This is a genomic window from Metabacillus bambusae (assembly GCF_017497975.1).
Lineage (GTDB): Bacteria > Bacillota > Bacilli > Bacillales > Bacillaceae > Metabacillus > Metabacillus bambusae.
This window is the reverse complement of the sequence record NZ_JAGDEL010000015.1, coordinates 111,504-137,915: the sequence shown is the minus strand read 5'-3', so window position 1 is coordinate 137,915 and position 26,412 is coordinate 111,504. Positions and strand designations below refer to the sequence as shown.

The 26,412-nt window shown below is 36.3% G+C and carries 25 protein-coding genes, 11 tRNA genes and 1 pseudogene; 2 read left to right on the top strand and 35 right to left on the bottom strand.

Annotation, left to right across the window (positions count from 1 at the left end; all coding sequences use genetic code 11):
* Window positions 1-131 precede the first annotated feature (131 nt).
* From I7822_RS18585 to I7822_RS18530, 12 genes are all read right to left on the bottom strand, one after another.
* Window positions 132-205 (bottom strand) — tRNA-Gly (locus I7822_RS18585).
* Between the two features lie 13 nt (window positions 206-218).
* Window positions 219-295, bottom strand: a tRNA-Pro gene (locus I7822_RS18580).
* 7 nt (window positions 296-302) lie between these two features.
* A tRNA-Arg gene (locus tag I7822_RS18575) sits at window positions 303-379 on the bottom strand.
* 95 nt (window positions 380-474) lie between these two features.
* A tRNA-Leu gene (locus I7822_RS18570) sits at window positions 475-560 on the bottom strand.
* A 12-nt stretch (window positions 561-572) separates the two neighbouring features.
* Window positions 573-658, bottom strand: a tRNA-Leu gene (locus I7822_RS18565).
* Between the two features lie 12 nt (window positions 659-670).
* A tRNA-Lys gene (locus I7822_RS18560) sits at window positions 671-746 on the bottom strand.
* A 30-nt stretch (window positions 747-776) separates the two neighbouring features.
* A tRNA-Gln gene (locus tag I7822_RS18555) sits at window positions 777-851 on the bottom strand.
* Between the two features lie 123 nt (window positions 852-974).
* A tRNA-Asp gene (locus I7822_RS18550) sits at window positions 975-1,051 on the bottom strand.
* 88 nt (window positions 1,052-1,139) lie between these two features.
* Window positions 1,140-1,211: transfer RNA gene (locus tag I7822_RS18545), tRNA-Glu, on the bottom strand.
* Between the two features lie 6 nt (window positions 1,212-1,217).
* Window positions 1,218-1,308, bottom strand: a tRNA-Ser gene (locus tag I7822_RS18540).
* A 3-nt stretch (window positions 1,309-1,311) separates the two neighbouring features.
* Window positions 1,312-1,386: transfer RNA gene (locus tag I7822_RS18535), tRNA-Asn, on the bottom strand.
* A 130-nt stretch (window positions 1,387-1,516) separates the two neighbouring features.
* Window positions 1,517-1,975, bottom strand: a complete 459-nt coding sequence (locus I7822_RS18530; protein ID WP_207980586.1) for a SprT family protein — start codon at window positions 1,973-1,975, stop codon at window positions 1,517-1,519.
* A 97-nt stretch (window positions 1,976-2,072) separates the two neighbouring features.
* Here I7822_RS18530 and cmpA point away from each other — a divergent pair, with 97 nt between their 5' ends.
* Complete coding sequence (gene cmpA / locus I7822_RS18525) at window positions 2,073-2,186, top strand: cortex morphogenetic protein CmpA (protein WP_156177859.1); 114 nt, start codon at window positions 2,073-2,075, stop codon at window positions 2,184-2,186.
* A 15-nt stretch (window positions 2,187-2,201) separates the two neighbouring features.
* Here cmpA and I7822_RS18520 read toward each other — a convergent pair whose 3' ends face one another.
* From I7822_RS18520 to acpS, 14 genes are all read right to left on the bottom strand, one after another.
* The gene (locus I7822_RS18520) at window positions 2,202-4,364 is read right to left on the bottom strand and encodes a Tex family protein (RefSeq protein ID WP_207980592.1); all 2,163 of its coding nucleotides are present in this window, start codon (window positions 4,362-4,364) and stop codon (window positions 2,202-2,204) included.
* Between the two features lie 359 nt (window positions 4,365-4,723).
* A complete protein-coding gene (locus I7822_RS18515) occupies window positions 4,724-5,323 on the bottom strand; it encodes a PP2C family serine/threonine-protein phosphatase (protein ID WP_207980585.1) in 600 nt (199 codons plus the stop codon).
* Window positions 5,320-6,111, bottom strand: coding sequence for an RNA polymerase sigma factor SigB (sigB, locus tag I7822_RS18510; RefSeq protein ID WP_207980584.1), 792 nt, complete (start codon window positions 6,109-6,111; stop codon window positions 5,320-5,322). Before sigB ends, I7822_RS18515 begins: the two co-directional genes overlap by 4 nt.
* Window positions 6,077-6,559, bottom strand: a complete 483-nt coding sequence (gene rsbW / locus I7822_RS18505) for an anti-sigma B factor RsbW (protein WP_207980583.1) — start codon at window positions 6,557-6,559, stop codon at window positions 6,077-6,079. Before rsbW ends, sigB begins: the two co-directional genes overlap by 35 nt.
* Entirely contained in the window at window positions 6,556-6,888 is a 333-nt protein-coding gene (locus I7822_RS18500) for an anti-sigma factor antagonist (protein WP_207980582.1), read from the bottom strand. The genes rsbW and I7822_RS18500 overlap by 4 nt, the downstream gene beginning before the upstream one ends.
* A gap of 55 nt (window positions 6,889-6,943) precedes the next feature.
* Entirely contained in the window at window positions 6,944-7,951 is a 1,008-nt protein-coding gene (locus I7822_RS18495) for a PP2C family protein-serine/threonine phosphatase (RefSeq protein ID WP_207980581.1), read from the bottom strand.
* Window positions 7,952-7,961: 10 nt separating this feature from the next.
* Window positions 7,962-8,363, bottom strand: coding sequence for an anti-sigma regulatory factor (locus I7822_RS18490; RefSeq protein ID WP_207980580.1), 402 nt, complete (start codon window positions 8,361-8,363; stop codon window positions 7,962-7,964).
* A 3-nt stretch (window positions 8,364-8,366) separates the two neighbouring features.
* Entirely contained in the window at window positions 8,367-8,729 is a 363-nt protein-coding gene (locus tag I7822_RS18485; protein ID WP_066332137.1) for an STAS domain-containing protein, read from the bottom strand.
* Window positions 8,730-8,732: 3 nt separating this feature from the next.
* On the bottom strand, window positions 8,733-9,563 hold the full coding sequence (rsbRA, locus tag I7822_RS18480; RefSeq protein WP_207980579.1) for an RsbT co-antagonist protein RsbRA: 831 nt from the start codon (window positions 9,561-9,563) through the stop codon (window positions 8,733-8,735).
* Between the two features lie 352 nt (window positions 9,564-9,915).
* Window positions 9,916-10,266: a type II toxin-antitoxin system endoribonuclease NdoA gene (gene ndoA, locus I7822_RS18475; RefSeq protein WP_026562078.1), complete on the bottom strand. Its 351-nt coding sequence runs from the start codon at window positions 10,264-10,266 to the stop codon at window positions 9,916-9,918.
* A 4-nt stretch (window positions 10,267-10,270) separates the two neighbouring features.
* Window positions 10,271-10,552: a CopG family ribbon-helix-helix protein gene (locus tag I7822_RS18470; RefSeq protein WP_026562079.1), complete on the bottom strand. Its 282-nt coding sequence runs from the start codon at window positions 10,550-10,552 to the stop codon at window positions 10,271-10,273.
* A gap of 290 nt (window positions 10,553-10,842) precedes the next feature.
* Window positions 10,843-12,012, bottom strand: coding sequence for an alanine racemase (gene alr / locus I7822_RS18465; RefSeq protein ID WP_207980578.1), 1,170 nt, complete (start codon window positions 12,010-12,012; stop codon window positions 10,843-10,845).
* 316 nt (window positions 12,013-12,328) lie between these two features.
* Window positions 12,329-13,396: a LolA family protein gene (locus I7822_RS18460; RefSeq protein ID WP_279381993.1), complete on the bottom strand. Its 1,068-nt coding sequence runs from the start codon at window positions 13,394-13,396 to the stop codon at window positions 12,329-12,331.
* A 375-nt stretch (window positions 13,397-13,771) separates the two neighbouring features.
* Window positions 13,772-14,134, bottom strand: coding sequence for a holo-ACP synthase (gene acpS / locus I7822_RS18455; RefSeq protein ID WP_207980577.1), 363 nt, complete (start codon window positions 14,132-14,134; stop codon window positions 13,772-13,774).
* 373 nt (window positions 14,135-14,507) lie between these two features.
* Between acpS and I7822_RS18450 the strand changes: the two are divergent.
* Window positions 14,508-15,092 (top strand): annotated as a pseudogene (locus tag I7822_RS18450) (rhomboid family intramembrane serine protease); the annotation flags it as partial.
* Between the two features lie 324 nt (window positions 15,093-15,416).
* On the opposite strand, the gene I7822_RS18445 reads toward I7822_RS18450, so the two are convergent.
* From I7822_RS18445 to I7822_RS18405, 9 genes are all read right to left on the bottom strand, one after another.
* Window positions 15,417-16,859, bottom strand: a complete 1,443-nt coding sequence (locus I7822_RS18445; protein WP_207980575.1) for a PH domain-containing protein — start codon at window positions 16,857-16,859, stop codon at window positions 15,417-15,419.
* Complete coding sequence (locus tag I7822_RS18440) at window positions 16,846-17,325, bottom strand: PH domain-containing protein (protein ID WP_207980574.1); 480 nt, start codon at window positions 17,323-17,325, stop codon at window positions 16,846-16,848. The genes I7822_RS18445 and I7822_RS18440 overlap by 14 nt, the downstream gene beginning before the upstream one ends.
* A gap of 148 nt (window positions 17,326-17,473) precedes the next feature.
* Window positions 17,474-18,439 (bottom strand): UV DNA damage repair endonuclease UvsE, encoded by a 966-nt coding sequence (gene uvsE, locus I7822_RS18435; RefSeq protein WP_207980573.1) that lies wholly within the window; start codon window positions 18,437-18,439, stop codon window positions 17,474-17,476.
* 164 nt (window positions 18,440-18,603) lie between these two features.
* Window positions 18,604-19,569 carry a nuclease-related domain-containing protein gene (locus I7822_RS18430; protein WP_207980572.1) on the bottom strand — a complete coding sequence of 322 codons (966 nt, stop codon included), beginning with the start codon at window positions 19,567-19,569 and terminating at the stop codon, window positions 18,604-18,606.
* Window positions 19,570-19,833: 264 nt separating this feature from the next.
* Window positions 19,834-21,336: a degradosome RNA helicase CshA gene (gene cshA, locus I7822_RS18425; RefSeq protein ID WP_207980571.1), complete on the bottom strand. Its 1,503-nt coding sequence runs from the start codon at window positions 21,334-21,336 to the stop codon at window positions 19,834-19,836.
* Between the two features lie 405 nt (window positions 21,337-21,741).
* A complete protein-coding gene (locus I7822_RS18420) occupies window positions 21,742-22,464 on the bottom strand; it encodes an alpha/beta hydrolase (RefSeq protein ID WP_207980570.1) in 723 nt (240 codons plus the stop codon).
* A gap of 111 nt (window positions 22,465-22,575) precedes the next feature.
* Window positions 22,576-23,937 carry a UDP-N-acetylmuramoyl-tripeptide--D-alanyl-D-alanine ligase gene (locus I7822_RS18415; protein WP_207980569.1) on the bottom strand — a complete coding sequence of 454 codons (1,362 nt, stop codon included), beginning with the start codon at window positions 23,935-23,937 and terminating at the stop codon, window positions 22,576-22,578.
* A gap of 155 nt (window positions 23,938-24,092) precedes the next feature.
* Window positions 24,093-25,175, bottom strand: coding sequence for a D-alanine--D-alanine ligase (locus I7822_RS18410; RefSeq protein WP_207980568.1), 1,083 nt, complete (start codon window positions 25,173-25,175; stop codon window positions 24,093-24,095).
* A gap of 210 nt (window positions 25,176-25,385) precedes the next feature.
* On the bottom strand, window positions 25,386-26,123 hold the full coding sequence (locus I7822_RS18405) for a class I SAM-dependent methyltransferase (protein ID WP_207980567.1): 738 nt from the start codon (window positions 26,121-26,123) through the stop codon (window positions 25,386-25,388).
* Window positions 26,124-26,412: the final 289 nt, after the last annotated feature.

The following is a 26,412-nucleotide window of genomic DNA, read 5'->3' as shown; positions in this document are numbered from 1 at the left end:
GAGCCAGGATCAAACTCTCCAATAAAGTGTTTGATATAGCTCATAAGTTTGTACTATATAGTACGTTGTTTTGTTAATTAAAAATTAACGTTGGCACGCTTGGTTTTGTTTAGTTTTCAAAGATCATTATTTGGAGCGGGTGAAGGGAATCGAACCCTCATCATCAGCTTGGAAGGCTGAGGTTTTACCACTAAACTACACCCGCGTTATGACAAGTCTGGTCGGGAAGACAGGATTCGAACCTGCGACCCCTTGGTCCCAAACCAAGTGCTCTACCAAGCTGAGCTACTTCCCGTCAAATATGGCGCGCCCGAGAGGAGTCGAACCCCTAACCTTTTGATCCGTAGTCAAACGCTCTATCCAATTGAGCTACGGGCGCATTTTGTTGTTAATCTGAGTTGTTTGTCAAGAAGCGACTTTTCTATAATAACATTCCTTGAGTTTTAAGTCAATATCTTTTTATATTACTTTTTTTGGTGCGGCCGAGAGGACTTGAACCTCCACGGGGTCGCCCCCACTAGGCCCTCAACCTAGCGCGTCTGCCATTCCGCCACGACCGCGAATGAAAACAATGGTGCGGGTGAAGGGACTTGAACCCCCACGTCACAAGGACACTAGATCCTAAGTCTAGCGCGTCTGCCAATTCCGCCACACCCGCATGGTGTGTAAATGGTGAGCCATGAAGGACTCGAACCTTCGACCCTCTGATTAAAAGTCAGATGCTCTACCAACTGAGCTAATGGCTCATTCAAAAATGAGTATTACTAGTATAAAAATGGCTGGGCTAGCTGGATTCGAACCAACGCATGTCGCAGTCAAAGTGCGATGCCTTACCGCTTGGCTATAGCCCATTGTAAATGTTTCAAAAAAACTCCTATGAATAACTACCTCTTATTTGAAACAACAAGAATTAAATTTTATCATATTCAAATCATCATTTCAAGTTATTTTCTCTACCAATATCTTCAAAGTAATGGCGGTCCGGACGGGACTCGAACCCGCGACCTCCTGCGTGACAGGCAGGCATTCTAACCAACTGAACTACCGGACCAGCAGATGATTTTCGTGGAAATAAATAGGAGGTGAGCTTTGTGCATATTCGCAAGTGCGCCCACTTCCTACTTTTCACAATATGATAATGACCCGTACGGGATTCGAACCCGTGTTACCGCCGTGAAAGGGCGGTGTCTTAACCGCTTGACCAACGGGCCAAATTATGGCGGAGAAGGAGGGATTTGAACCCTCGCGCCGCTCGCGCGACCTACACCCTTAGCAGGGGCGCCTCTTCAGCCACTTGAGTACTTCCCCATATGGCTCCGCAGGTAGGACTCGAACCTACGACCGATCGGTTAACAGCCGATAGCTCTACCACTGAGCTACTGCGGAATAATTGTTACAGACTTCTTTTATTATATTGATTAAGGGTTGTCCTGTCAAGGCTCCTTATCAATTTAATCTGTAAGTTATTTGCCATCAGCGACGGCTTTTATAATTTATCACAGCATCATAGGCTCCGTCAACCCTTTTTGTAAAGATAGATTTTACCACCACATTTACCACATACTAAACGAGTTGTATCAACCCTTCTCTTTCTAGTATACAGTTGATTACAGTTCTTACATTTATAAATTAGAACAACCTTTTTGGTTTCTCGTTCCTCTTTTAAAGGTGTACAAAATCTTGGAGCTCCTACATTTTTAAGTAGTTCTTTAAAATCCTGATCACCATGTTTATATCCTTTTCCTTCTATATGTAAATGATAATGGCAGAGTTCATGTTTAATAATCCCAATCATCTCATCAATACCATGCTCAAGAAAGTACTTCGGGTTAATATCAATATTGTGACTTCTTAATAAATATCTTCCACCTGTTGTTCTAAGTCTTTTATTAAAAGTAGCCAGATGGTTAAACGGTTTATGAAAATATGTTAAAGAAATATCTTCAACAATTTGTTGAAGCTTTGTATCATCCACTAAAAACTCCCCCAATTTTAAAGGTAACACTGTACTAGCATTTTGCATACATTATAAACACCCATACTCCATTATAAAGAATAAGGAGGTATGAGCAATGCCATCATGGTTACAAAATCAAATGCAACGTGCATTTTACGAAAAAAATCGATATCAAATCAAATTACTTAATCAATGCTGGTTTTTCTATAGAGAAAAACACTGCTCTTAAAAGCAGTGTTTCCTTTTAACTCTTTACCATTGCAAGTGCTACTCTACCTTTTTTAAAATCAACATCATCTACCCACACTGTTACAACATCACCGACTGATACAATGTCAAGTGGATGTTTGACAAAGGATTTGCTCAATTTTGAGATATGAACAAGGCCGTCTTGCTTAACACCTATGTCTACAAATGCTCCAAAATCAACAACATTACGTACAGTACCTTGCAATTCCATTCCTTGTTGTAAATCTTCTAGTTTTAATACATCCTTCTTTAATAACGGTTTAGCTACATCATCTCGGGGATCTCTTTCCGGACGGATTAATGCATCACATATATCCTTTAAGGTTAGCTCACCGATTGCAAGTACCTCTGCCGTTTCTTTTAAATTAATATTTGTCACTTTATCTTTTAAATGTTCACTACCCAAATCAGCAACAGACGCATTTAATTGATCTAGTAATTTTTTCACCTCTGAGTAACGTTCTGGGTGAATGCCCGTCCGATCTAACGGCTGATCACCATCTAACACTCTTAAGAACCCAATACATTGCTCATATGTTTTTGCGCCTAATCGCGGAATATCTTTTAATTGCTTTCGACTAGAAAATCTCCCGAGTTCCTCTCTTTTTTTCACAACATTGTTTGCAACTGCTTTACTTAAGCCTGCAACATATTGGAGTAATGAAGAAGAAGCTGTGTTTACATTCACTCCCACTTGGTTTACAACTGTTTCAACTACAAATGTTAATGATTCATTTAGTTTCTTTTGTGATACATCATGCTGATATTGACCAACACCAACAGATTTCGGGTCAATTTTAACTAATTCGGCTAGTGGATCTTGGAGTCTTCTTGCAATGGATACAGCGCTTCGCTCCTCTACTTGCAAATCAGGAAATTCCTCTCTAGCTAAATCAGATGCAGAATATACACTTGCTCCAGCCTCATTTACGATTAGGTAAGATATTTCGCCTTGCACTTCCTTTAAAACATCTACTATAAATTGTTCCGTTTCTCGTGATGCTGTTCCATTCCCAATTGCCACTACCTCTATATCATACTTTGCCAAAACATCCTTTATAGCTGTTACCGCTTGCTCCTTCTTATTAACTGGTGGGTGAGGATATATAACACCGATGTGAAGCATTTTTCCAGTTTGATCAACAATAGCTAATTTACATCCCGTTCTAAACGCTGGGTCTACACCTAGCACCATTCTTCCTTTTAAAGGAGGCTGCAGAAGCAAATTCCTTAGATTTTCCGAGAATATATGTATTGCACGATCCTCGGCTTTTTCAGATAATTCTTTTCTTATTTCCCTCTCAATAGATGGCTGAATTAGTCTTTTATATGCGTCTTCAATTGTTTCTATCATGATGTCATATACAATCGTGGCTTTACCCTTTAACTCTTGTTTTTGAATGTAACCTACAATTTGGTCATGTGGCGGCAGTATGGAAACACGGAGTATTTCTTCTTTTTCACCACGATTTAGTGCAAGTACACGATGTGGAACAATTTTTTGGATTGGTTCTTCGTACTCGTAATACATCTCATATACATTTTTTTCATCTTTCTCTTCATCTTTCACCAAAGAAGAGATCATTCCCTTTTTAAACGTTATATCACGGATCCACTGGCGATACTTCGGTTCATCAGATAATTGCTCAGCAATAATATCCTTAGCACCATTTATAACCTCTTCTACTGAGTTCACTTCTTTCTCTTCATTTAAGAACTCTTTAGCCTTTTCTTTGATATCTCCCTGACTTGGCAATTGAAGAATCCATTCAGCAAATGGCTCGAGACCTTTTTCTTTTGCAACAGTTGCCTTTGTTCGTCTTTTTTGTTTATATGGTCTGTATAAATCTTCAACCTGCTGAAGCTTAATTGATTTATTAATATCAGCAGCGAGTTGTTCAGTTAGTTTTCCTTGTTCTTCAATAAGTCGTAGTACTTCTTCTTTACGATTTTCAAGATTTTGTATGTATGTCCACTTTTCAGAAATATCGCGAATTTGTACCTCATCGAGTGCACCTGTTTGTTCTTTTCGATACCTTGCAATAAAGGGAACTGTATTTCCTTCATCAAGTAACCCTATTACATTTGCTACTTGCTTGAAATTTATCGTCAATTCTTTACTTATTTGTTGCATAATTTGATCTCGTTTTTCTACCATCATTAAGCCTCCAACTAAATAGTTCTTTCACCATTATCAGAATCATATGTAATCAGTTTACCAAATATAGTTACTCAATTAAAACAGTTAGTCAGATTTGAACGAGAATGCCTTCACTTTTTTTAAAAAGGCTCCTTTCTAAAAGTTTGTTACCTTTAAAACGAAAACTATTTAAGGTTGATTGGAACGGATTGTGAGACTCATGCAGGCGTTTACGCCGAGGAGGCTCACCGCCCGCCCCGCGGAAAGCGAGCATCTCTCACTGCAAATCAACCACACCGCATTACTTGGTTAATAGTAACAAAGTTTACGAAAACAGCCTTTTTAAAAAGTAATAGCCGGTCTACTATTCTAACTCACTAAAATAGTTGACCGACTATATATGTTAAGTCATCTTTACGGGTTTTGGTATATACATCTAAATATCTTGATAGCTCTTCTACTGTTTGCCCTTTATTAAGTAACGTTTTGACCGCTGGTAATACCAAACCATCAGTATGAATAATAAATTTTGATCCTTTTTCATACGAGTAGGTCTGAGTTCGGTATTTTTGAGGTTTGCCAGATAGAAAGCCTAAGATTGGTAGAGGATAGATATAGGCTCCGGATGGTGAACTGAGTATAAAGCGGATATTCCCCACAGAACTATATGTAAACTGATTACTCTTGAAGTTAATTTTTAGGATCGAGACTGTTGCACCTCGTTTGTCCTTCAACTCCTGATTACAGAGATCAATTAAGACGTTTACATCTTCATCATGATTTTTCTCAACTAGCGCACTTATAGCAGAGGAAGATTCATTTGCATATTCACCACTTCCTAAACCGTCTGCTAAAGCGCATATAAAGTAATCCTCCATTGCTTTTATAAAAAAGCTGTCACCACAACAGAGTTTTCCTTCTTTCGGTACCTGATAAGCTAGTGTATGTACAAAGTTGTTTGATTCTTGAACAATCATCGATTTAACTCCGGGGGCATATCTTTTGATAGAGCATCTTTCAGTTTTTGAATGGCTCTTCTCTGTAGTCTTGATACATGCATTTGCGAGATACCAAGCTGTTCACCCGTTTCCTTTTGGCTTTTATTCATAACAAACGTACAATCAATTATTTCTCTCTCTCTCTCTGTCAAAACGTGTAAGACACTTTGTAATAAAAGCTTTTGGTTTACTTCTTCATACCCTTTATCCTGAGAACCTACAACATCAAGGATAGTAACTGTACTTCCTTCAGAATCAGCTTCAATCGAATGATCAACAGATAATGCTTGATAGCTTTTACCCATTTCCATTGTTTCTAATACTTCCTCTTCGGTTACATCTAAATATTCTGCTATTTCTTGTACTTTAGGGGATCTTTGATTTTCATTTGTAAGTGTGTCAACTGCTGCTTTAATCTTCGGACCTAATTCTTTAATCCGCCTTGGTACATGGACACTCCATGTTTTATCTCTTAAGAAACGCTTAATTTCCCCAATAATCGTTGGAATAGCGAAAGCCTCAAATGGCTTACCAATTGTAGGGTCATATCTTCTTATTGCACCTAATAAACCAATCATCCCTACCTGTCTAAGGTCTTCATGGAAACTCTTTCCCTTTGAATACTTTTTAGCTAGTGTATCGACCAAGCCGGTATAATGTTCCACAAGAGCTAATTGTGCACTTTTACTTTCTGTTTGCTGAAAATCAATAATTAGCTCGTTAACCTCATCTTTAGTTAGCTTCATAGTTCGAGATGGTTGTGCCATGATCTATCCGCTCCTCGCTTAAGTACTTAGTCATGAAGACCGTTACACCTGAGTTAAGAAGAACACGGACTTCATCCATGAGCGTTTCCATCAAATAGAGACCCAACCCTCCTTCAGGAAGCTGGTCAACTGGACTAGAAGCAGAATAAGGACCAAGTTCATTTTTGGCTTTTTCGAAATCAAAGCTTTTACCATTATCAGCAACCATTACCTCGAGGCGGTCAGCATAGAGAGCAAACCCTACAACAACTTCACCACCCTCATTACTCTTATAGGCATGATGCACAGCGTTCGTACATGCTTCACTAATTGCAATCTTCAAATCCTCTATATCATCATATGAATATCCCATTCTACTAGCAATTCCAGATAGAGTTAACCTGATTATTCCTACAAATTCTGGCTTCGCTGGAACCTTCATTTCAATATAATCTACTATTTGGTTCATTGTACCCCACCTTCTGATTTTGAAGATATATCAATGATGTCATTTAGCCCGGTTATACTAAATAAGCGCTCCAAGCGTTCTGACAGCTCCACAAGGTTTAGATGACCATCGTTTTTTCTTATTATTTTCAATAAACCAACAAATACCCCTAAGCCCGTACTATCCATATAAGATACATGTTTCAAATTTACAATTAAATTCGGCTTCGACTCCTCGGCTAGTGGTAATAAAGCTTCCCTTAACTTTGGAGCTGTATATGCATCAATTTCACCAGCAACTAAAACTACCGTCTTATCATCTGATTTGTCTATGTCTACTTTAATATTCATCCGTTTTCACCTCAGAAAGAACTAATATGTTATTACATACCCCAATGGCAAAACATTAAACCATTCTTCTTAAAATTATTAAAGTAAAATCATCCCTAAGCTGAAAATCCTGCATTTTTTCAAAGTTCTTGTAGATTTTTTCAACGATTTTTTGTGAAGGAAGATCTTTATATTGGCGTATTGAATCTGTAATAACTGACCTTTCAACAAACCCATCATCTGTCCGTGATTCTGTTACACCATCAGATAAAAGGATAATCATATCTCCAGGTCCTATGTTTTTTTGGTATTGAATATATTTAACGTTCTGATCAATCCCTAAAACTAGCCCCTTCGTATGCAAATCTTCAAATGAGTCGGATTGGGCATGATAAAAAAATCCTGGTTCATGGCCAGCAGATGCATATGTAAATATATGGTCAATCGTATTATACATACCATAAAACATCGTGATAAACATACTAGGATCTACATTTCGTTCAACAACTCTATTCAGATTCTCTAATATTTGATTAGGATTTCTACGTGATTCAGGAAAGCTATCCATTGCATATTTAATCATAGACATACATAATGCTGCAGGTATCCCTTTACCAATAACATCCGCAACCGCTATACTGATTCCTTGGTCATCTTCAACAAAGTGATGATAGTCACCATTCATCTGTTTAGCTGGAATACTTATTGCCCCAATATCTAATGAAGCAGTTGATGGTATTGAGGTTTCAAGCAATGTATGTTGAACATTTGCAGCAATCTGAATCTCTGATCTTATTTCTAATTGTTGATCACGCAAGCTCTGATGCTCCTGATATGCCAACCCATACCCCATCATCACTTCTAGTAAGAAGTCCAATGAAGAAAGAACCTCACTTTGTATATCAGGAAAGAGTTCTTGTAGGACCTTTCGATGGGTACTGATGATCTCTTCAGGTGGTATCTGGTGTTCGATTGTTTTCCTGCTAAACTTCTGACCTTGATATAGCGCAGTTTCAGTTTGTTCATTTAAGTAATTTCTTAAAAGCTCTCGATATTTCGTTTCTAAAAAATCACGATAATCCATTTATGTCCTCCTAACGAAGCCATTTCACTGCCTTAATATCTGTACCATCTCCGACTGAGGAAGTTATATCAAATTCATCCATTAATCGTCTAACTCCTGGTAATCCAGCACCCAATCCTCCCGATGTCGAAAACCCATCTTCCATCACTTTTCGGATATCTGGTATTCCTGGCCCTTTATCAATGGCTGTAATTTTTAAACCTTTTTTACCTAAGTCATAGATGCGATCTATTCGCATTTCGCCTTGTCCTGCATATAAATAAATATTTCGAGCAAGTTCTGAAATTGCAGTTGTTATTCTTGCTTGATCAACTGTACCAAATCCAAGCTCTTTTGCTACATTCCGACCAAGTTGTCGGGCTGCAACTATGTCCCATTCGGTGACAATTTTGACACAGGATTGGTTTTCCATGCTTTACTCCCCCAACTCCCGCTGTAATGTTTCAAGCCCTTTTTCTAAATCTAAAGCTGTTTCAACATCTTCCAAATGAATGCCTAATTCAATCAATGTAATGGCAACAGCAGGCTGTATTCCTGTTAAAACAACTTTTGCACCCATTAATCTTGACATACTAATAACATCACCGAGTACCTTGGCAATGAAAGAATCGATAACATCAACTGACGTTAAATCAATAACCACTCCATTTGCTCCCGTTTCATGAATCTTATGAAGTAGATCTTCTTGAAATTGAAGCGCAGTTTGGTCATCAAGCTCCCATTGAATGGATATGAGTAGACAATTATACAACTTTAATATTGGTATTCTAGCATTCATTTGCTATTCCCCCATTGAAACTATTTGTCGATTAGTCATCTCTAACGCAGATTCAATACCTTTTTGTAAACTATTTTTAGTAATTACTTGACTTAAGTCAATGCCAAGATTTACGATTGTTTGCGCAATTTCTGGTCTTATCCCAACAAGCAAGCATTTTGCACCTACAAGTCTAACCGCTTCAGAGGCTTGAATGATGTGATGGGCCACCATTGTATCTACCACTGGCACACCCGTAATATCGATTAAAACCACTTCAGCTCGATGCTTTACAACTCCTTGTAGAATGTTCTCCATAATCCGCTTAGCTCTTTCAGTATCTATAGTTCCTACTAAAGGCATAACCGTAATATTATCAAAAACAGGAATCAACGGTGCTGACAATTCCTGAAGAGCTATTTTTTGAAGGGATACTGTTCTTTCCCAAGATGATGCATATTGATGAAGCACCTCACTATTAATTGGAGCAATCCATTTGTCAAAGGCCCATACGAGATTCATCTTCTCTTCTTCTGTATGATCTACTGTCATCATCCCAAAAAGAATTTTGTTCAATTCGGATAATCCAGTTGATATATATTTTAATGACCACCCTAGCTGAACAATTTTTTGAGAAAAGTCCGCAATTTTACTAGTTACCTCTTCACCAAGACTATTAACATTATTTAATACTATATTAAAATATTCATTACAGACGTTTGTATATAATTTATCAGATATAACAGTTGAGGTCTTTTGATCATCAAGTTCTTTCATTCTATCAGTCCACTTATTGATCAATTCTTCGCGATTTACTTGAACAAACTCGAAGAATGGATTAGATGCTTTGTTCATTACGGTAACTCCTCCTTATATATTACGAGAAATATATCCCCCTATTTTAATTATACCGACTTATTTGTCCTAAAAAAAGAAATACGCCAAATACACCTTTTATCCCTATACAGATTTTAGATATTACAAAAGCGCAAGCGCCCGTTTATAGACGTGGAAAAAGAGCACGAATATTCAATGTTGACTTAGCGTATAGGAGTGCGAAGTTTACTTCTGCTTTAGAGCTTGGGCTGGATGTCAAAGCATTTATCCACAGAACAAGAATTTAAAAATTTTCAAAATAAATAAAAAGGCTGCCTTAATTAGCAACCTTTTTATTTTAAGTAATAGCATATTCTATTTTTAATTATCACTAAAAATCAATAAGTCCTAAGCTTATTTGCAAGGCTTCATCTACTTTATCCATCATTTCGTCATCAAGATGGGTAATCTTATCAGTAAGCCTTTGCTTATCAATCGTTCGAATCTGTTCAAGTAGGATCACAGAATCCCTTTCAAACCCGTAACGCTTTGCATCAATCTCAACATGAGTTGGCAACTTTGCTTTTTGAATTTGGGCCGTAATTGCCGCTATAATAACTGTAGGACTAAAGCGGTTTCCAATATCATTTTGGATAATTAATACAGGACGTACGCCACCTTGCTCCGATCCTACAACAGGGGATAGATCAGCAAAATATACGTCGCCGCGTTTAACAATCAAATGATTAACCCCCGCTTACTAAGCGTTCAACGGTATGATCAGCCTCAGATTCTGCCAGAAATGCTTCAGATGCAATGTTTAGATTAATTTTCGCCATCTCCATGTAACCACGTCTCATAGATTCGCGAATTTGGCGCTTTTTACGCTCACGAATATACATCTTCGTTGCTTGATAAATAAGCTCGTTTCTGTTCCCGTTCTCCTGTTTTACCAGTCCATCCAATTCTGATACTAATGCTTGAGGTAACTGAATTAAGATTTCTGTTGTTGCGCTGGACTCAGACACAAACATACACCTCCACCAAACTTACCATCCTATATTCTATTCCAAATTCAATAATAACATTTACTGCCCTAGAAGCAAAGCATTTTCACAAAGAAAAGCGGAAGCGCCTTGGTCAACCAGCTTAAAAACATACTCCCTATCCAAAATATTGTTAAATCATCACCTAGATGATCAAACGGTTATATTGAACAATGAAAGTATAAGTGAAATTTACTTACTAAGCCTATTCCATCCTCTATTATCGTCATGTATAGGTTATTTATTCATTTTTTATGATAGCATTTCACATCTTAACATTCTTTGGTCATATTAGTTATAAGAGGATTGCTCACATCAATTATACTCTTATTTCTAAAAAACATTCGCGGAACGCGTGAGGTTATCATACAAGTTACCTCATAATTTATTGTATCAAGTCGTTCTGCCACTTCATCAACCGAAATTCGTTCATTATTTTGTTTGCCGATCAACGTTACTTTTGTGCCAACAGGAAGTTTATATGGAAGCTTCACCATACATTGATCCATACAGATCCTTCCGACTAACTCTACACGCTTATCATCAACTAATACCTCTGAATTCTTTAAACTTCTTAGCCACCCATCAGCATATCCAATTGGTAGTGTTCCAATCCATTCATCTTCTTTCGCTTCATAGGTTGCTCCATAACTTACTTTTGTACCTTTTGGAACCTTTTTAACATGCACTAACTTCGTCTGTAATGCAAACGCCTCTTTTAAAGAATAAGGTAACTCGTTTTTTATTTCTAATGAAGGGGATAATCCATACATTGAAATCCCAAGTCTAACAGCATTGAATAGTTTACCTGGGAAACGAAGACCTGTAGCACTATTCCCACAGTGAACTAGTATACTTTCACGTGAAATACTATCTATTAGCTGCAGGAATTTTTCATACTGATAATTAAAATATTGAAGATCAATTTCATCTGCTGTTGCAAAATGAGTATAAATACCCGTTATTGCAAAAGAAGATGAACCTGAGACATATGTCATTAACGAAGCAAGCTCCTCGGCATTTCTAACCCCTAATCGGCCCATTCCAGTATCAAGCTTTACATGGAGGTTAATTATATCCTTTTGTATATATTGCTTAGCTTCATGTAACCAATCTAATGAGAAGACAGTTAACGTAATATTATACTTAATAGCTAGTTCAACATTCTCTGCTCTAGTCGCGCCCAATACTAATATTGGTGCTTGTATACCTGAATTTCTTAAAGCTATAGCTTCATCTAAAAAAGCTACAGCTAATATAGATGCACCAGCATCAAGTGCAGTTTTTGCAACTTGGCAAGCTCCATGCCCATACCCGTTTGCTTTTACCACTGCAATAATCTCAACACTCTCTCCAATATGATGTTTCATTGATTTTACATTATGCGTAATCGCATCTAAATTAACTTCCACCCAAGTATCACGATAAAATTCATGCTGCATCTTACTCCACTTCCTCATCAAAACTTATCTATTAGATTAATTATCTCGACTTAGCTATGGAAATGTCAAATAGTCGAGCATAAAAAAATGAGGATGTGGTAAATTAGTCTAGTTAAGAAAAGCATAAAAATCATGAATGCCCGGGCAAATAAGATGATTTAGAATAGAAGGCGTTCTTTGCCTTCAATTCTAAATTAGCTTATGACCTCAAGGGGCTAGGCGCTGGAGCTGGGTGTCGTGCGCTTATCCACAGTTCAAGAATTTTATAATTTCCTAAACGATAAAAAATTCGGGTGGATTCCGCCACCCGAATCGTTTATTTTGCTGCTTGACCTTGAACAGATTTCGCGACCATAATCATTTCCTCTTCTGTTAAATCTTCAGAAGCTAGCATATAGTCAACTCCATCGTGTGACCATGTTAAAGTAGTTTCTGACAAAGCACCAATTGTAAATCCTAGGTCTGCAGGATGTCCATTAACAAATGTTGATGTTGATGCCGAAGCAGGAGTTGCAATCTCAGCACTTTCTTGAATTAAAGTGAAAGATTTTTCACCACCAAACGTTAGGATAACACGTTTCCCATTTTCAGTATCAACTTCAGTTTCTTCTAGTAATTTAACACCATTTGGCTGTTCTAGTGGATACTTAACCGCAAATGGTTCACGATCTCCCGTTGCCATTGTTGGAACTTCAATTTGAGCACTTGACATATTTTTCTCTACGTCGAATGAATTATCATCAAATGAAGCATTGAACTCAAAGCTAGAAAATTCTACAACAACAAGTGGATTTCGATCTGTATCCATCACTTTAACCATTGAAGGAGCTAATTCTTTTTTATTAAAAGTTATCTCTTGAGTAGGCAGCATTTTATTGTTTTGATAATTTGTTTTTGTTTCAAAAACATATTTATCTTCAGCTACCTTAAATTTTGCCTCTGGATCATTTAAAATATCTTTTACTAAAGATTCGTAAAGGTATGCTTGACTACTATTTTGCGGCCAATCACTTTGGAAGCGAAAACTTTTGTTAAGTGCTGGAGTTAACACAAACACACCTTCGTCATTTCGTAAAATCATTTGACTTTGTTCCTTTTGTGAATTTTTTAGGTTCACTCTGTAATACGTAGGTCCTTTGTGCCAAATTTCAATCTCATACTCTTGTGGCTCACTACCAGTTTGAAGTGTCATCTTCCCTTTAGCTTTATACCCTGACATTTCTTCAATCTTCTTTTCTAACGCTTGAACTACATCTGCCTGTGATTTCTCGCCACACCCTGCAAGGACGAGTACTGTTAAAAGCCCTACTAAAAATAATACCAAGCTTTTTTTCAACATTTTCAACCCCTTTGCCTCATATAACGTTAAAATGGAAGAAATCATTTGCTAGACCTCACCTTACTACAAGACTAGGCTCTAAAACTTTGAATTTTAAGCCAGTGATCAAAAGATGAACTCCAAAAACAACTTGTCTTCCCTATCGCATAACCAAATATATGAGACAAACTTTCCAAATATGCAGACAAATTTAAAAGCGGAAGCGCCTTGAAAAGCCCCGACATGCATGAGACGCTCCATAATAGAAGGTAATCTTTGCCTTCAATTATGGAGTGGGCCTATGCCCCCGAGGGGCTAGGCGCTGATGCTAGACAATTTAAAAGCGGAAGCGCCCACTTCGTATGAGATAAACCGAGAACTATCGGAATTTTACGTGCATTAACTTTTAATTCCTTATTATTAATTGTATGTATTTAAACCCTATCTTTCTAAAACTACCTGTGCAGCTGCATATTGACGAGTGTGTGTAATAGAAACATGAATGGTAGAAGGCTGAGGAAATTCCTTAAGGAGTTGAATAATCGGCTTCCCCTTCTCATTATTTATTACTTCAATATCTTGAAAACTTATTTCTTCACCTATCCCTGTTCCTAAAGCTTTAGACAATGCCTCTTTTACCGCAAAACGTCCTGCTAAAAATTCCACTTTTCTTTCTTTTGAAAGAGTTGTGAATTTTTCAATTTCATTTATTGTTAGAATCCTCTTAATAAATCCTGGTTGACGCTCAACAATTCTTCTAATCCGATCAAGTTCAATAATATCTAAACCAATTCCAACTATCATATTAAAACAACACCTTCCAAAACCCTTTAATTGTACTATTTTGGATAACTCGTACATATCCGTGTTAGTATGAAACAGTACTTAATCTTATTTTATAAATCTAATTGTAACTTACTGATCCTTAGATTAAAAATGCTGCAGGAAAGAACAAAAGCGCAAGCGCCCGTTTAGCGACGTATGGACTGGACTGAGCCGTAGGAGATAAAGGAAACACGAAGAGCACACAAGCGATTCGATGTTGACTTATCGTACAGAGGTGAGGGAAGTCCACTAGTCGCTGGGCGCTGGAGCTGGATGTCGTGCGCTTATCCACATTGTCGGCCTTTAGGCAATATAAACTTTCCTTAATCAATACCTGTAAAGGAGGAAAACGATGTTTACCAGGACAGAAAGCTTTCGAACCTTTCTTCAGTTATACCCAGTAGTTTCTATTCTTGTTGGTATTCACATTTTATTTTGGTTACTATTTCAGTTACCAATTCCTTCAGTTCAAATTATCTTGCGTTTATTAGATGGATATAATGCAGGAATTGCAAATGGAGAGTATTGGAGGCTTGTTACACCTATTTTTTTGCATATTAACTTTGGTCACCTTTTCTTTAATACGGTTTCCTTGATCTTATTTGCTCCCGCATTAGAGAAAATGTTAAAAAAGCGGAATTTCATTGTTATTTATATAGGATCTGGCCTTATTGCCGATATTGCAACTTATCTGTTAGAGCCTCAACAATATTCACATCTAGGGGCTTCAGGTGCAATTTTTGGTTTATTTGGTGTATATCTATTCATAGTGTACTTCCGAAAAGGAATAATTGATCAAGCAAATTCTCAAATTATCATAAGTATTTTAGTTATCGGGCTGATTATGACATTTTTCAACTCTAATATAAACATTGTAGCTCACATCTTTGGTTTTTTAGGCGGCTTCGTCTTAGCTCCGGTTTTTATTAAAAAGAGGGGCCACTTTGTTCACCAAACATATTATTCTTCTAGTCCAAGTACTTCAAGATTTTCGATAAAGCAAATAAAGGGAAAGCATATAATATGGATGATCTTTGGGTTATTAATTCTTATCGGGATCTTCTTCCGATTCTCCTAAAGGAAATGAATACACGACAAACCAAAACAGATACGGTTATTAATACCGTACCTATTTTGGTTTTTGGTTAATATGCGACTTATTGTTATTAACCTCTATTCTCAATCTTAGCTCCGTTCGGGCTACGAAAATGAGTTGGGCATATAAAAATATATTGGACATGGTGGCTCTGTACACCACCAATTACTCCTTAGAGTATGAATACCAGTTACCCAATTGCTCAAGATCATTTTCTTCTAAATCTTTAATAGTAAAATGCCGGCCAATTATTCCAGATTTTATCCAAACCTCAAGTGTTTGTAGCGATTTCTTTTTTTGAAAATATGATGTTTTGCTCTTAAAAGATTGCAGTCTATTTCGATGAATAAGAACTGTTGTTTTTGAGATAATACGAAATCCTAATTGCATCTGGTTTCCATTTAGTTTCCAACCTGTATCTTTATAGGAGAAGTAACCCCAATACGCACTGATTGGAATCAGGATTAACGACAAAAATCCCCAAGGTGCTAGGAAATAAGAAACTGGAATGCATATAATCAGAGCAGGTATAATTTTTCTAAACATGTACCGTTGCATCGACCTTTTCGGTAATCGTTGCAGTTTATCGCTATTTTCAAATAATGGTAGGTATTGTGATAATAGCGGAGAAATTGCCTTTTTAGGGACAACCGGAAATAAAATTGTTGAAGCCCCCTCGTCCCCAGCACTACCTCCTGCACTTTCAATATAAACTGTTGCATACCCTAAAAGCTGCCTCAAAGGGTTTTGTACAATTCTAATTGCTTGAATACGTGGAATTGGAATCGATACTTGACGTTTTTCAAAAATCCCACTTGAAATTCTTAGTTCATTTTCAGCTTTTACAACTGTAAAATAGGCATATTTTAATAACACACCAATAATACTTAAAATCCAGGCAATAAAAAAGGCGATAAAAACTAGCACAGCATATAAAGCAAAGCTTGCATTCGTGAGAATTTCAAATCGGTCTAGTATATCCTCATATGGAATAAATTCATCAAATTGCGAAAAAAAGGCCGCGATTGCAGAGATAATAACACCAATACCACTTGAGGTTGAAGCAGCAACAAACAAATCCTTAGGTTCCATCTTGAAAGTTGGAAGTTGGGGTTGATCTTCATTTTGATCTTCATTTTGGTTTTCAATTTGCTTTGAAACATCCTTTTTATACATCGCGATCGCATTTTGTATCCGATCTGCTTCTTGCCTTTTTATCGCTGTTAGGACAGCCTCAGCCTCCAATCCTCCGCCCGCTGTTTCAATTTGCACCTTTACTAGTTGAAAAATTTGTTGGATGATTCCAGCAGTTGTATTAATTGATTGTATTCTCTCAATTGGAATATAGCGTTTTTTCTTAATAAAAACACCATGCTTAATTCTAAGTTCTCCATCCTCAATCCAATAGGTGAATTTCCACCAATCCAGAATACTCGTTACAACAATAATTACAAATAAACAACTGGCACCAATGATAAAATATAGGTTAAAGTCATTATTACCAAAGAAAAAGAAAAGAATGAATGGGAAAATATATGATTTAATAATCTTTAAAAAGCTTAATATCATTCCTACAGGATGTATTCGCTTTGGCTCAAACATCATCATCTGTCACCCTTGCTAGCCTTGAAATATGATCTCTTAAAAGGTCTGCTTCTTTTATATCAAGAGCTGGTATTTCATGCTTCGTGGCAGCAGTAGAAATCTCAATTGAAGCTAATTCGTATTTTCGTAGTAAAGGGCCTTGGTGTGTATCAACATGCTGAACTCTTACCATCGGAACAAGAACTCGTTTAATAATGAAAAGTCCATACTGAAGATCGATCTCATGTTCATGTACCTCATATCGCCAAACTCGATGCCGAATTTTAGGAACAACAAAAATTGCAATTAAAGAATATAATAGCCAAATCAATGCAACTATTATCGTAATCCAGTAGGGCAATTCCAGAAAATAAGCACCTACTCCTACTGATATAACAACCAACAGACAAACAACAGCACTAATAATAGCACCGAGTCTCCATACAGTTAGTGCCTTCAAACTAATTTGATTTTTAGGTAGACCTCTCAATCCTTCTCTCCCCTTTATAAAGCTGCTGTAATTTTATTTAATAAAATGTAAATAATCCCATTTAATTATAGCATAATGGGATTACTTAAATATTACTACAATTGTATAAGGTCAAGCTTCTTATAGCCTATCTAAAGTTTATTTGACCTTAATTTATTTCAAATGAAGCCTTATCAATCCACTTTATTTCAGTATACTTTTCTAAATCATGGACTAATCGAAAAAGAGCATTGTCTTTTTGTTTAGCTTCAATCATACAATCAACTCTATTCACGCTTCCTTTTATCGATGTTAAGAAATCCATAAACATTTGAACGTCAATATAATCAGAATGCGCTCGGAATTCCTTTTCATTTTTCGGACTTGAAATATGCATCTTAACAGGTAAACTAGATCCTTCCCATGTGTTCACCACTCTCCCCCAATGCTGTTCCCAATCAGATTCATCATGATTGGCCAAATGATGATGATAATCAAATACATGCGGTACACCTAGCTTTTCACATAAGTATAAGGCATCGTTCATATGGAACGTTGTATCATCATTTTCAAGCATTAGCATTTTTTGTAATGATACAGGAACTAGCCCCCAATTATGGATAAACTGTTCTAAAGCTTTTTCTTTATCATCATATGCTCCACCTATATGTAAAACACATCGGTGCTCGGGACTAATTCTCATTCCCTTTAAAAGCTGCTCATGCATCCGCAAAGTCTTTAATGACATCTTAACAATCTCAGAATTTGAAGAATTAAGTACAACAAAATGATCCGGATGGAAATCAACCCTCATTGGGTGTACATCTAAAAAATCTGCAATTTCAGCTAACTCATCATATAAGTTGCTCATGTAATGCCAATCATGAAGCTCGTCATGATTAGCTAAAGGTATCAACTTAGAGCTTAATCGAAAAAAGCGGACGTCATTTGCAATACTATGTTTTAACAGTCTAAGGCAGTTTTTTATATTAGTTTTGGCAATTTTTTCGAGCTTTGCAATCGCTGCTTCTCTATCTTTAATTTTTTCAAACTGAGTAAATGTCATCGTTTTTGATGGAGAACAATTTTGAAGATTCATACTCATCGCCACATAGCCTAATCTTACAATTGTCATAGATCATTTCACCTCTTGAGGAATCTAGATTTAGCTTCCCCAAATGCTGAAGATTCATTTAAAGAACAGAAAAAGCAGATTCAATTTTCACTCGCTGCTGTGGTTCATAAATTGTTCGAAACGTGGTTAACAGTTCTTGTCCAGACTACTAATCTCAACATATATTATTCGAAATTTAGGTGGTGGATTTTCCCCTTATTAGTACCTTTACTTTCTAAAGCCATAGAAAAAAGCAGTTTATTTGCCACAGATGTAGATTGTATGTTTAAAAAATCTCTCAAGATCTGATTTGTAATTGTTGAATCAATTAGCAATGAATAATCCTTAAGTGCAGTAAGATGAGCATCTTTTGATACAAACCTGCATGTTTGACATATCCACTTACCTTTTCTTCTCTCCATCCCTGGAGATTCACAGTTCCTACAAAAGACTCCTTTTTTAATGTCTTCCTTTTGGATATTGTATCTTGCAAGAATGTCAGATTTAAGCGGGCTATGGTCTTTTACCATCTGCTGACTTAGGCGTAGAAGTTGTTTTTCACTTAGGTAATTCTTGTCGTAATCTTTTTCAATTGATGATATCGAAAAGGGGAGTTTTGCACTATGTATAACCTTTTTATAGATCTTTTCATTATGATGAGTTGTTTCGAGGATGGTACGAGGGTTACTGATAACAACAAGTGATTCAACTGGCAGTTTTGCACATTTAACGTGTTTTAACCATCTTCTTAATTGATCACTCTGACGTTCCACCTGTAAAATCGGATCTGGAAACGATTCCTTCTTTCCATCCTGTAGTCTAATAAGTTGGCTAAAGTTACTATCAAAATGAAGTGTGCCTACAAAGTTTTTAACCTCTAAAATGAGAATGAATTTTTTCGAGAGGATAACTGTGTCCAATTGAAAATAGTGTATTCCATCAAAAAGCCTTACATCATGGAAAATGTTATATTGTTGTTCATCAAGAAATTTCAAATGGTAATCCAAGCTTTCTTCTCCTCTAAAACCTGCTAGTCTTTTTGAAAGGTTCTCTTTAATGAGTTCGAACTTTGGATGATCTGGTGATAATCTTCTTGTGAATGCTTCTAATTTTTGAATATAAACAGGAAACAAACGTGGTTTTATGATCATTTCATCAGCCCTTCACCTAATTTTCCACTATTTATTTCATTCCTCATCCGCACTCATTCATCCTGCTAAACGATATTGTCCAAAAATTACAATTTATTGTCGGGTTCGCCAAGTATTTTGTCCACTTTTCTTAATTTATTGACCGTAGTAATGATTATATCAACCGAAAACACAAAAATATCGACCGTTCGTCAAATTTCGACAATTTCTGCCCTGACTGAACAAAAAAAGACCGAATCCAAATTTGGATTCGATCTCTTGGTCTTATTTAGAATTTGAGTAACGACGTTTACTATTATCTCTGTTACCCGCTTTATTTCTGTCACGGTCACCGTATGAACGGTTGTTGCTTTTCTTTTGACCGCCACTACCACTGCGGTTATAGTCTCCTCTTCTTCTGTTGTTAGAAGAAGAAGAAGAACGACCTTTATTTTTAGATCTTGAGAATGCAGGAGCTTCATCTGTTAGTTTCACTTCAACAGCATTCGGCTCTTTTGTCATGAACTTAATAGCCGCCGCAACAACTACTTGAGCATCGAATTCTTCAAGAAGCTCTTCAGCCGTACGTTTGTAGAATGCAAGGTTATCACTTTCAACAATTGAACGAATCTTTTCAACAGTCATTTGTTGTTGGCTTTCAATTGCCTCATCAACTGTTGGTGGCTTCATGCGCTCCATTTTACTTTTTGTTGTACGTTCAATGTTTTTAACGATATCCAATTCCCTAGGAGTTACAAATGTCATCGCCATACCAGTTTTTCCAGCACGTCCAGTTCGCCCAATACGGTGAACATAGCTTTCTGGATCTTGTGGAACATCAAAGTTGTAAACGTGAGTTACTCCAGAAATATCTAAACCACGAGCTGCAACATCAGTAGCAACTAAGACTTCAATTGCACCTTCTTTAAATTTGCGTAAAGTCGACATACGCTTTGCTTGAGTTAGATCACCATGAATTCCTTCTGCAGTATATCCTCTTAATGTTAGCGCCTCGGACAACTCATCTACACGACGCTTTGTACGACCGAAAACAATTGCAAGTTCTGGAGATTGAATATCAAGTAATCTTGTTAATACGTCGAATTTCTTTCTTTCATGTGTTTCTAAATAATACTGAGTAATGTTAGGCACTGTCATTTCTTTCGCCTTAACTTTAACTAATTCAGGATCTTTCATGAATTTCTCAGCGATACGACGAATTGGATCAGGCATTGTCGCAGAGAACAGAAGCGTTTGGCGTTCTGATGGTACATTTGAAAGAATTGATTCAATATCTTCAATGAATCCCATGTTTAGCATTTCATCCGCTTCATCCAATACAATTGTATGAACAGCATTTAAACGGATCGTTTTACGATTAATATGATCCAATAAACGTCCAGGTGTTCCTACAATAATATGTGGATTTTTTTTCAAAGAACGAATTTGTCTATTGATATCTTGACCACCGTAAATTGGAAGCACACGAGAGCGTTTGTGGTAACCAATTTTATAAAGTTCTTCTGATACTTGGATTGCAAGTTCACGCGTCGGTGCAACTACAACAGCTTGAATGCTTTCGTTTTTCATGTCAATTTTTTCAATAAGTGGAATACCAAAAGCAGCAGTTTTACCAGTACCTGTTTGTGCCTGTCCAATCACATCTTTATTCTGTAATCCTAAAGGAATTGTTTGTGCTTGGATTGGAGATGGCTCTTCAAATCCCATTTTGCTTATTGATTGCATGAGTGCCGAACTTAAACCTAATTCTTGAAACGTTAATGTCATGTATTCTTACTCCTTCTATATCGTTTGCTGTAAATATTTACAGACCTTATAGGTAACAGGTTTCTTAATCGTATTCATAATGAAACGATGTTTATATTAAATCCTATAAGCTTTGGGACCTCGCCAAAAGCTATAAAGTAGGTTATCAACTGTTGTGTCATCATGAAAAACAGTCAGATGAAAAAGAACCGTTCTGATTATTTGCCAACAAAAAATGCCCTTTTTCCAACAAGGGCAGCAGTTTACCTTATTTAAAGCCCGCAAACACTTTAAATGTAATCATACCACTACCAGTTCCTTATTTCAACTTAATGTATGGTTGTCTTTTCCAAACCATACGGCATCAAGTCCATTATTTGGTATTAATTACCCAAAAGAAAATCGTCCTTTTACTTTGAAATTGTATTAGCTTCTTGTGTTAAGGAGGTCAAGGTCTGTATTACTTTCATGTAGAAATTTCTCAACATATTCCTTTAAATCTTCATAATCCTCTCCATGACAAACATGGTGCTTTGAAAAGGGGAGCAATTTTAGCTTCTTCTCTTCAGATGGAATGGTCTTATACAAATAATGAGCACTTTTCACCGGTACGATTCCGTCACACTCTCCCTGAATGATGAGGACTGGTAACGTTAATTTTTTTAGATATGGCTTCACTTTCTTAACTAATTTCTGAAATTCTATTGTTGAGCGAAGTGGTGTTTCAACCATTTTCTTTTTATACCGGATAAATAACTCATTTTCATTAATATTCCCATTCAACAGATCTTTTATCATCTCTTTACAATCTAAAACTAATTGTTTTGGATTAACGTAATAAACTGCTGCACTTAATAGGACGAGTTTTTTCACTTGATAATTCGCAGCTAAATAGGAAGCAATTACTCCTCCCATTGAAAAGCCGATTACATATACTTCATCCACTTCTTCCATGAGTGCTATAAGTTCTTTTTCAGCGTACGTAACCCATTCATTATATGTATGCCCTTTTAACGAAAGAGTTACTCCATGTCCAGGAAGAGTTGGCACTTTTACAAGCCAATCTGTCTTCTCCTTAATATAGTTTGCCAAAGGCTCAACTTCATATGGAGCTCCAGTAAAACCATGAATGAAGAGACATCCTATCATGTCATTGTAAACCTCCTTTTAAAAAGCACATCTAGGAGTATTACTCCTATTTAAATCACGCGTTTATATTTTTAACATTTTGTCATTCGTTCATCCATTGTTTTTTTTATCTTAAATAAGTGAATTTACGACTTCTTCGAGTTTCATTCCACGTGATGCCTTTACAAGCACTACATCATCTTTGTTAACCAACTTTTTTAATTGCTCAATTAAAGCCTGTTTATCTTCATAATGGTGAATGTATTCCTCTGACCGATTTTGTTTTGCACCATTAGCAATTTCCTGCCCCAATTTCCCATATGTAAAAATGTGAGAAATCTTATCCTGTTTAATTGATTCTCCAACCTGTTGATGAAATACTTTTTCATTTTCACCTAACTCAAGCATGTCTCCAAGTACAACAAACTTTTGATTAAATCCTTTCAGATCTTCAAGTAAGTGAATCGCTGCTAGCATTGAAGTCGGACTTGCATTGTATGCATCATTTATAACGGATACCCCATTTTTCCCTTGCACTAACTCTAAACGCATTCCTGATATTTTAATGGCACTGAATCCTTCAATAATTGCTTCATTTTTCACTTCAAAATAGCTCGCTACTGCATATGCCGCTAACGCATTACACACATTATGCTTACCAAGAACAGGAATAAAGTATTCTGTATCTTTGATTTTAAAGGATGTTCCATTTAACTCCTGCATAATATTTGTAGGGAAGTAATCATTTTTTTGACTCTCTCCGAAAGTAACAGTAGAAAGAGATAATGAAGGTACTCGGTCTTGTAGTAACGGTTCATCACCATAGTAAATGAAAAGACCATCTTTCTTTAGTCCTTTGACAATTTCCAACTTCGCCTCAGCAATTCCCTCTCTTGAACCTAAATCCATTAAATGTGCTTCACCGATATTAGTAATTACTGCTACATCTGGCTTAGCAATTTTTGATAATAGTTCGATTTCTCCACTTCCGCTCATTCCCATCTCTAAGATTGCAATTTCTGTATCCTCAGCCATACTTAATATCGTTAAAGGCAAGCCTATATGATTATTAAAGTTTCCTTTTGTTTTATGTACTTTATATGTTGTTTCGAGAACTGCTGCGATCATGTCCTTAGTCGTTGTTTTTCCGTTACTCCCAGTAATACCTACTACTTTTGGTTTCAGTTGCTCCAAGTAGGCTTCAGCAAGATCCTGTAGTGCTATTAATGTATCTTTCACAAGAATGACCGGTACATTTTCAGGAGGATTTGTTTCTGACTCATCCCAAATGACTGCAGCAGCTCCTTTTTCAATTGCCTTATCGACAAACTTATGACCGTTAAATTTATCCCCTACTAATGGAAAAAACAAATTTCCTTTTTCAACATGACGAGAATCAGTTGTTACCCCGTTGATTTGCTGGTTTTTAAATTTCGCATCTAACCCCGATCCATTTACCATTGCTTCTATTTCTGTTAATGTACGTTGAATCATTGTCATCGCTCCTTTTCTGTGAAAATAGGTATTTAAAGAACAAATCATAACTTGCTCAAATATCAAATAAAGAGGAACTGATCATAGATGATTTTCAGTTCCTCTTATTTACACCCTTTTAAGGGATTATCTTATTTCTGTTCTTGACAGTTAATTTAGAATGTGTGTTTAATTTGCTGCTTTTGTTCAAAACGTTCTAATGCTAGATTTACAAGCTTTTCAATTAATTGAGGATACTCTACTCCTGTATGTTTCCACAGTAATGGGAACATGCTATAAGGAGTAAAGCCTGGCATTGTATTTACTTCATTTATTAAAGCCTCTCCGTCTTCAGTTAGGAAGAAATCCGCACGTACTAATCCAGAGCCATCAATTGCTTTAAATGATGTAATTGCCATCTCTTTAATTGTTTCATATTCTTTTTCTGTGATGTTACCAGGTATGATTAAATCAGTATCTCCATCTTCGTATTTCGCTTTATAATCATAGAATTCCTTTTTAGGTGCAATTTCTCCCACAACAGAGCATGCAGGTTCGTCGTTGCCGATTACAGCTACTTCAATTTCACGACCGACTATTCCTTCTTCAATAATGATTTTGCGGTCAAATTCAAAAGCTTCCTTGATTGCATTTTCCAAGGATTGTTGATCCTTACATTTATTTATCCCAACACTTGAACCTAGATTAGCAGGCTTTACAAAACAAGGGTACCCTAATGCATCTTCAACTTGCTTGTGTGCTGCTTCTGGTGATTTTTCATAATCACTCTTTATAAAGGAAACATATTTTGCTTGAGCCAGGCCAGCTTGTGCAAATAGGTTCTTCATTATTACTTTATCCATTCCTGCTGCTGAAGCTAAAACGCCATTACCTACATATGGAATATTTAATAATTCAAGCAGTCCTTGCACAGTACCATCTTCACCATTAGGTCCATGTAATAATGGAAAAATTACGTCTAGTTTTTCCTGACCCTTCAAGTTTGAAGGAAATAATTCAGTGTTTAATGAAACTGGAGAAACTGTATTTCCTCCATCTTGGAGTTTAAGCGTGCTTACTTCCTTAACAGGAGCCTCTAAAGCATTCCCTCTTATCCATTCACCATTTTCATTAATATATATTGGATGTATATCAAATTTGTTCATATCTAATGCATTTATAACTGCAAGGGCTGTTTGCAGTGATACGTTATGCTCTGCAGACTTCCCACCGTATACAAGACCTAATTTAATTTTCATGTAAACCTTCCTCCTCAAGTTTCATCATTCTTATTTTATCACTTTACGCTAAAATTGTTATTAGAGATTCCTTTATTTCTTATATAAGTTTTCGTTTTCACGAAAGGGAAAGAAATTTACGCTTATTACTTAAGGAAGAAAAATGCTCTTGAGGATTGAGTAGGCTTCTATTTCTTCATAATAAGAGAAAAAAATTATTTCTACACTACTTCACACTGTTTTACTTGCTTCAAAAGTGAACATCTTCATGTCTGACATTCCGGCATTACTCTTAGATTCCTGGTAATCTCCATACAGTTTAACATCCATAAATCCAATTCTCTCAAGTACTAATTTAAACTCTTTTACTCCAAACCACAAAAACGATTGAAGCTTACGTTCACTTAGAATTAACTCTCCTTCATTCCATTGTTCATAAGACAATAAATACTTTACAATTTGAGCATAGAAGTCAACCTCAATGACTTGAGATTCGCAAATGATCAATTGTCCCTGGCCATTCTTTGTTTTAACTTTTCTTTGGTTCAAATGAAATTCATCTTGTAGAATCAAATCAATCATGATTCTACCATTCGGCTTTAAATGTTCATAGCAACATTTTAACGTCTTAATTGCCTCCACTCTTTCTTGAATTGTTAAAATATATCCAAACGGAATAATGATCACATCATAGAAAGAAGGAAGTTTGAAATTAGCTAGCTCAGCATGATAAACCTTAGCGGAGTGTGATTCAACCTTCTTGTTATTAGGAACAATCCCCTCAATTTGCAGGCCACTCTCCTTTAAAGCTGGTAGTAATAGTAGCTGATTTACTCCTACCTCAAGTATTTTCCCTTTTACATTTAAAAGTTGTTGTTTATAGAAGGTTAAAAGCTTTGAAAAAGTGTCATTTGTTTCTTCGTTCACTTTAACTTTATCCAATAAGAACCAGCGAAAATCAGCGTTCATTTTACATCACTCCTAAATAATCACTTTAAAAAGGTCGCGTGATTACGCCATAGCCATTTTGTATCTTATTATTTCTCTACAAATAACATTTATGTAAATACTACGCTTCATTTCTATAGTTTTTGGCAAATGTCGTCATTAAACAAACAATTTATATTTTTTAAAAAGGATTGTTCTAAAACGAACTACAATTTTTTCTTTATACTAATTACATATGAGCCTTTTTAGAGCAGAATTTCAAACTATTCGATAAACAGTTTTTATAAATTATCTCTATAAACGAAACATC

Bases quoted from the DNA above. Each gene is read 5' to 3' on its own strand.
- cmpA (WP_156177859.1), top strand. From the start codon at position 2,073: ATGCCATCATGGTTACAAAATCAAATGCAACGTGCATTTTACGAAAAA.
- I7822_RS18485 (WP_066332137.1), bottom strand. From the start codon at position 8,729: ATGAATGCTAGAATACCAATATTAAAGTTGTATAATTGTCTACTCATA.
- sigB (WP_207980584.1), bottom strand. From the start codon at position 6,111: ATGGCACAACCATCTCGAACTATGAAGCTAACTAAAGATGAGGTTAAC.
- I7822_RS18405 (WP_207980567.1), bottom strand. From the start codon at position 26,123: ATGAACGCTGATTTTCGCTGGTTCTTATTGGATAAAGTTAAAGTGAAC.
- alr (WP_207980578.1), bottom strand. From the start codon at position 12,012: ATGCAGCATGAATTTTATCGTGATACTTGGGTGGAAGTTAATTTAGAT.
- rsbW (WP_207980583.1), bottom strand. From the start codon at position 6,559: ATGAACCAAATAGTAGATTATATTGAAATGAAGGTTCCAGCGAAGCCA.
- cshA (WP_207980571.1), bottom strand. From the start codon at position 21,336: ATGACATTAACGTTTCAAGAATTAGGTTTAAGTTCGGCACTCATGCAA.
- I7822_RS18520 (WP_207980592.1), bottom strand. From the start codon at position 4,364: ATGGTAGAAAAACGAGATCAAATTATGCAACAAATAAGTAAAGAATTG.
- rsbRA (WP_207980579.1), bottom strand. From the start codon at position 9,563: ATGAACAAAGCATCTAATCCATTCTTCGAGTTTGTTCAAGTAAATCGC.
- I7822_RS18490 (WP_207980580.1), bottom strand. From the start codon at position 8,363: ATGGAAAACCAATCCTGTGTCAAAATTGTCACCGAATGGGACATAGTT.
- I7822_RS18445 (WP_207980575.1), bottom strand. From the start codon at position 16,859: ATGATGATGTTTGAGCCAAAGCGAATACATCCTGTAGGAATGATATTA.
- I7822_RS18410 (WP_207980568.1), bottom strand. From the start codon at position 25,175: ATGAAAATTAAATTAGGTCTTGTATACGGTGGGAAGTCTGCAGAGCAT.
- I7822_RS18515 (WP_207980585.1), bottom strand. From the start codon at position 5,323: ATGATTGTTCAAGAATCAAACAACTTTGTACATACACTAGCTTATCAG.
- I7822_RS18495 (WP_207980581.1), bottom strand. From the start codon at position 7,951: ATGGATTATCGTGATTTTTTAGAAACGAAATATCGAGAGCTTTTAAGA.
- I7822_RS18430 (WP_207980572.1), bottom strand. From the start codon at position 19,569: ATGATCATAAAACCACGTTTGTTTCCTGTTTATATTCAAAAATTAGAA.
- I7822_RS18415 (WP_207980569.1), bottom strand. From the start codon at position 23,937: ATGATTCAACGTACATTAACAGAAATAGAAGCAATGGTAAATGGATCG.
- uvsE (WP_207980573.1), bottom strand. From the start codon at position 18,439: ATGACAATTGTAAGATTAGGCTATGTGGCGATGAGTATGAATCTTCAA.
- I7822_RS18500 (WP_207980582.1), bottom strand. From the start codon at position 6,888: ATGAATATTAAAGTAGACATAGACAAATCAGATGATAAGACGGTAGTT.
- I7822_RS18460 (WP_279381993.1), bottom strand. From the start codon at position 13,396: ATGATTTCTTCCATTTTAACGTTATATGAGGCAAAGGGGTTGAAAATG.
- acpS (WP_207980577.1), bottom strand. From the start codon at position 14,134: ATGATAGTTGGAATTGGTTTAGATATTATTGAACTTGATCGGATTAGA.
- I7822_RS18420 (WP_207980570.1), bottom strand. From the start codon at position 22,464: ATGATAGGATGTCTCTTCATTCATGGTTTTACTGGAGCTCCATATGAA.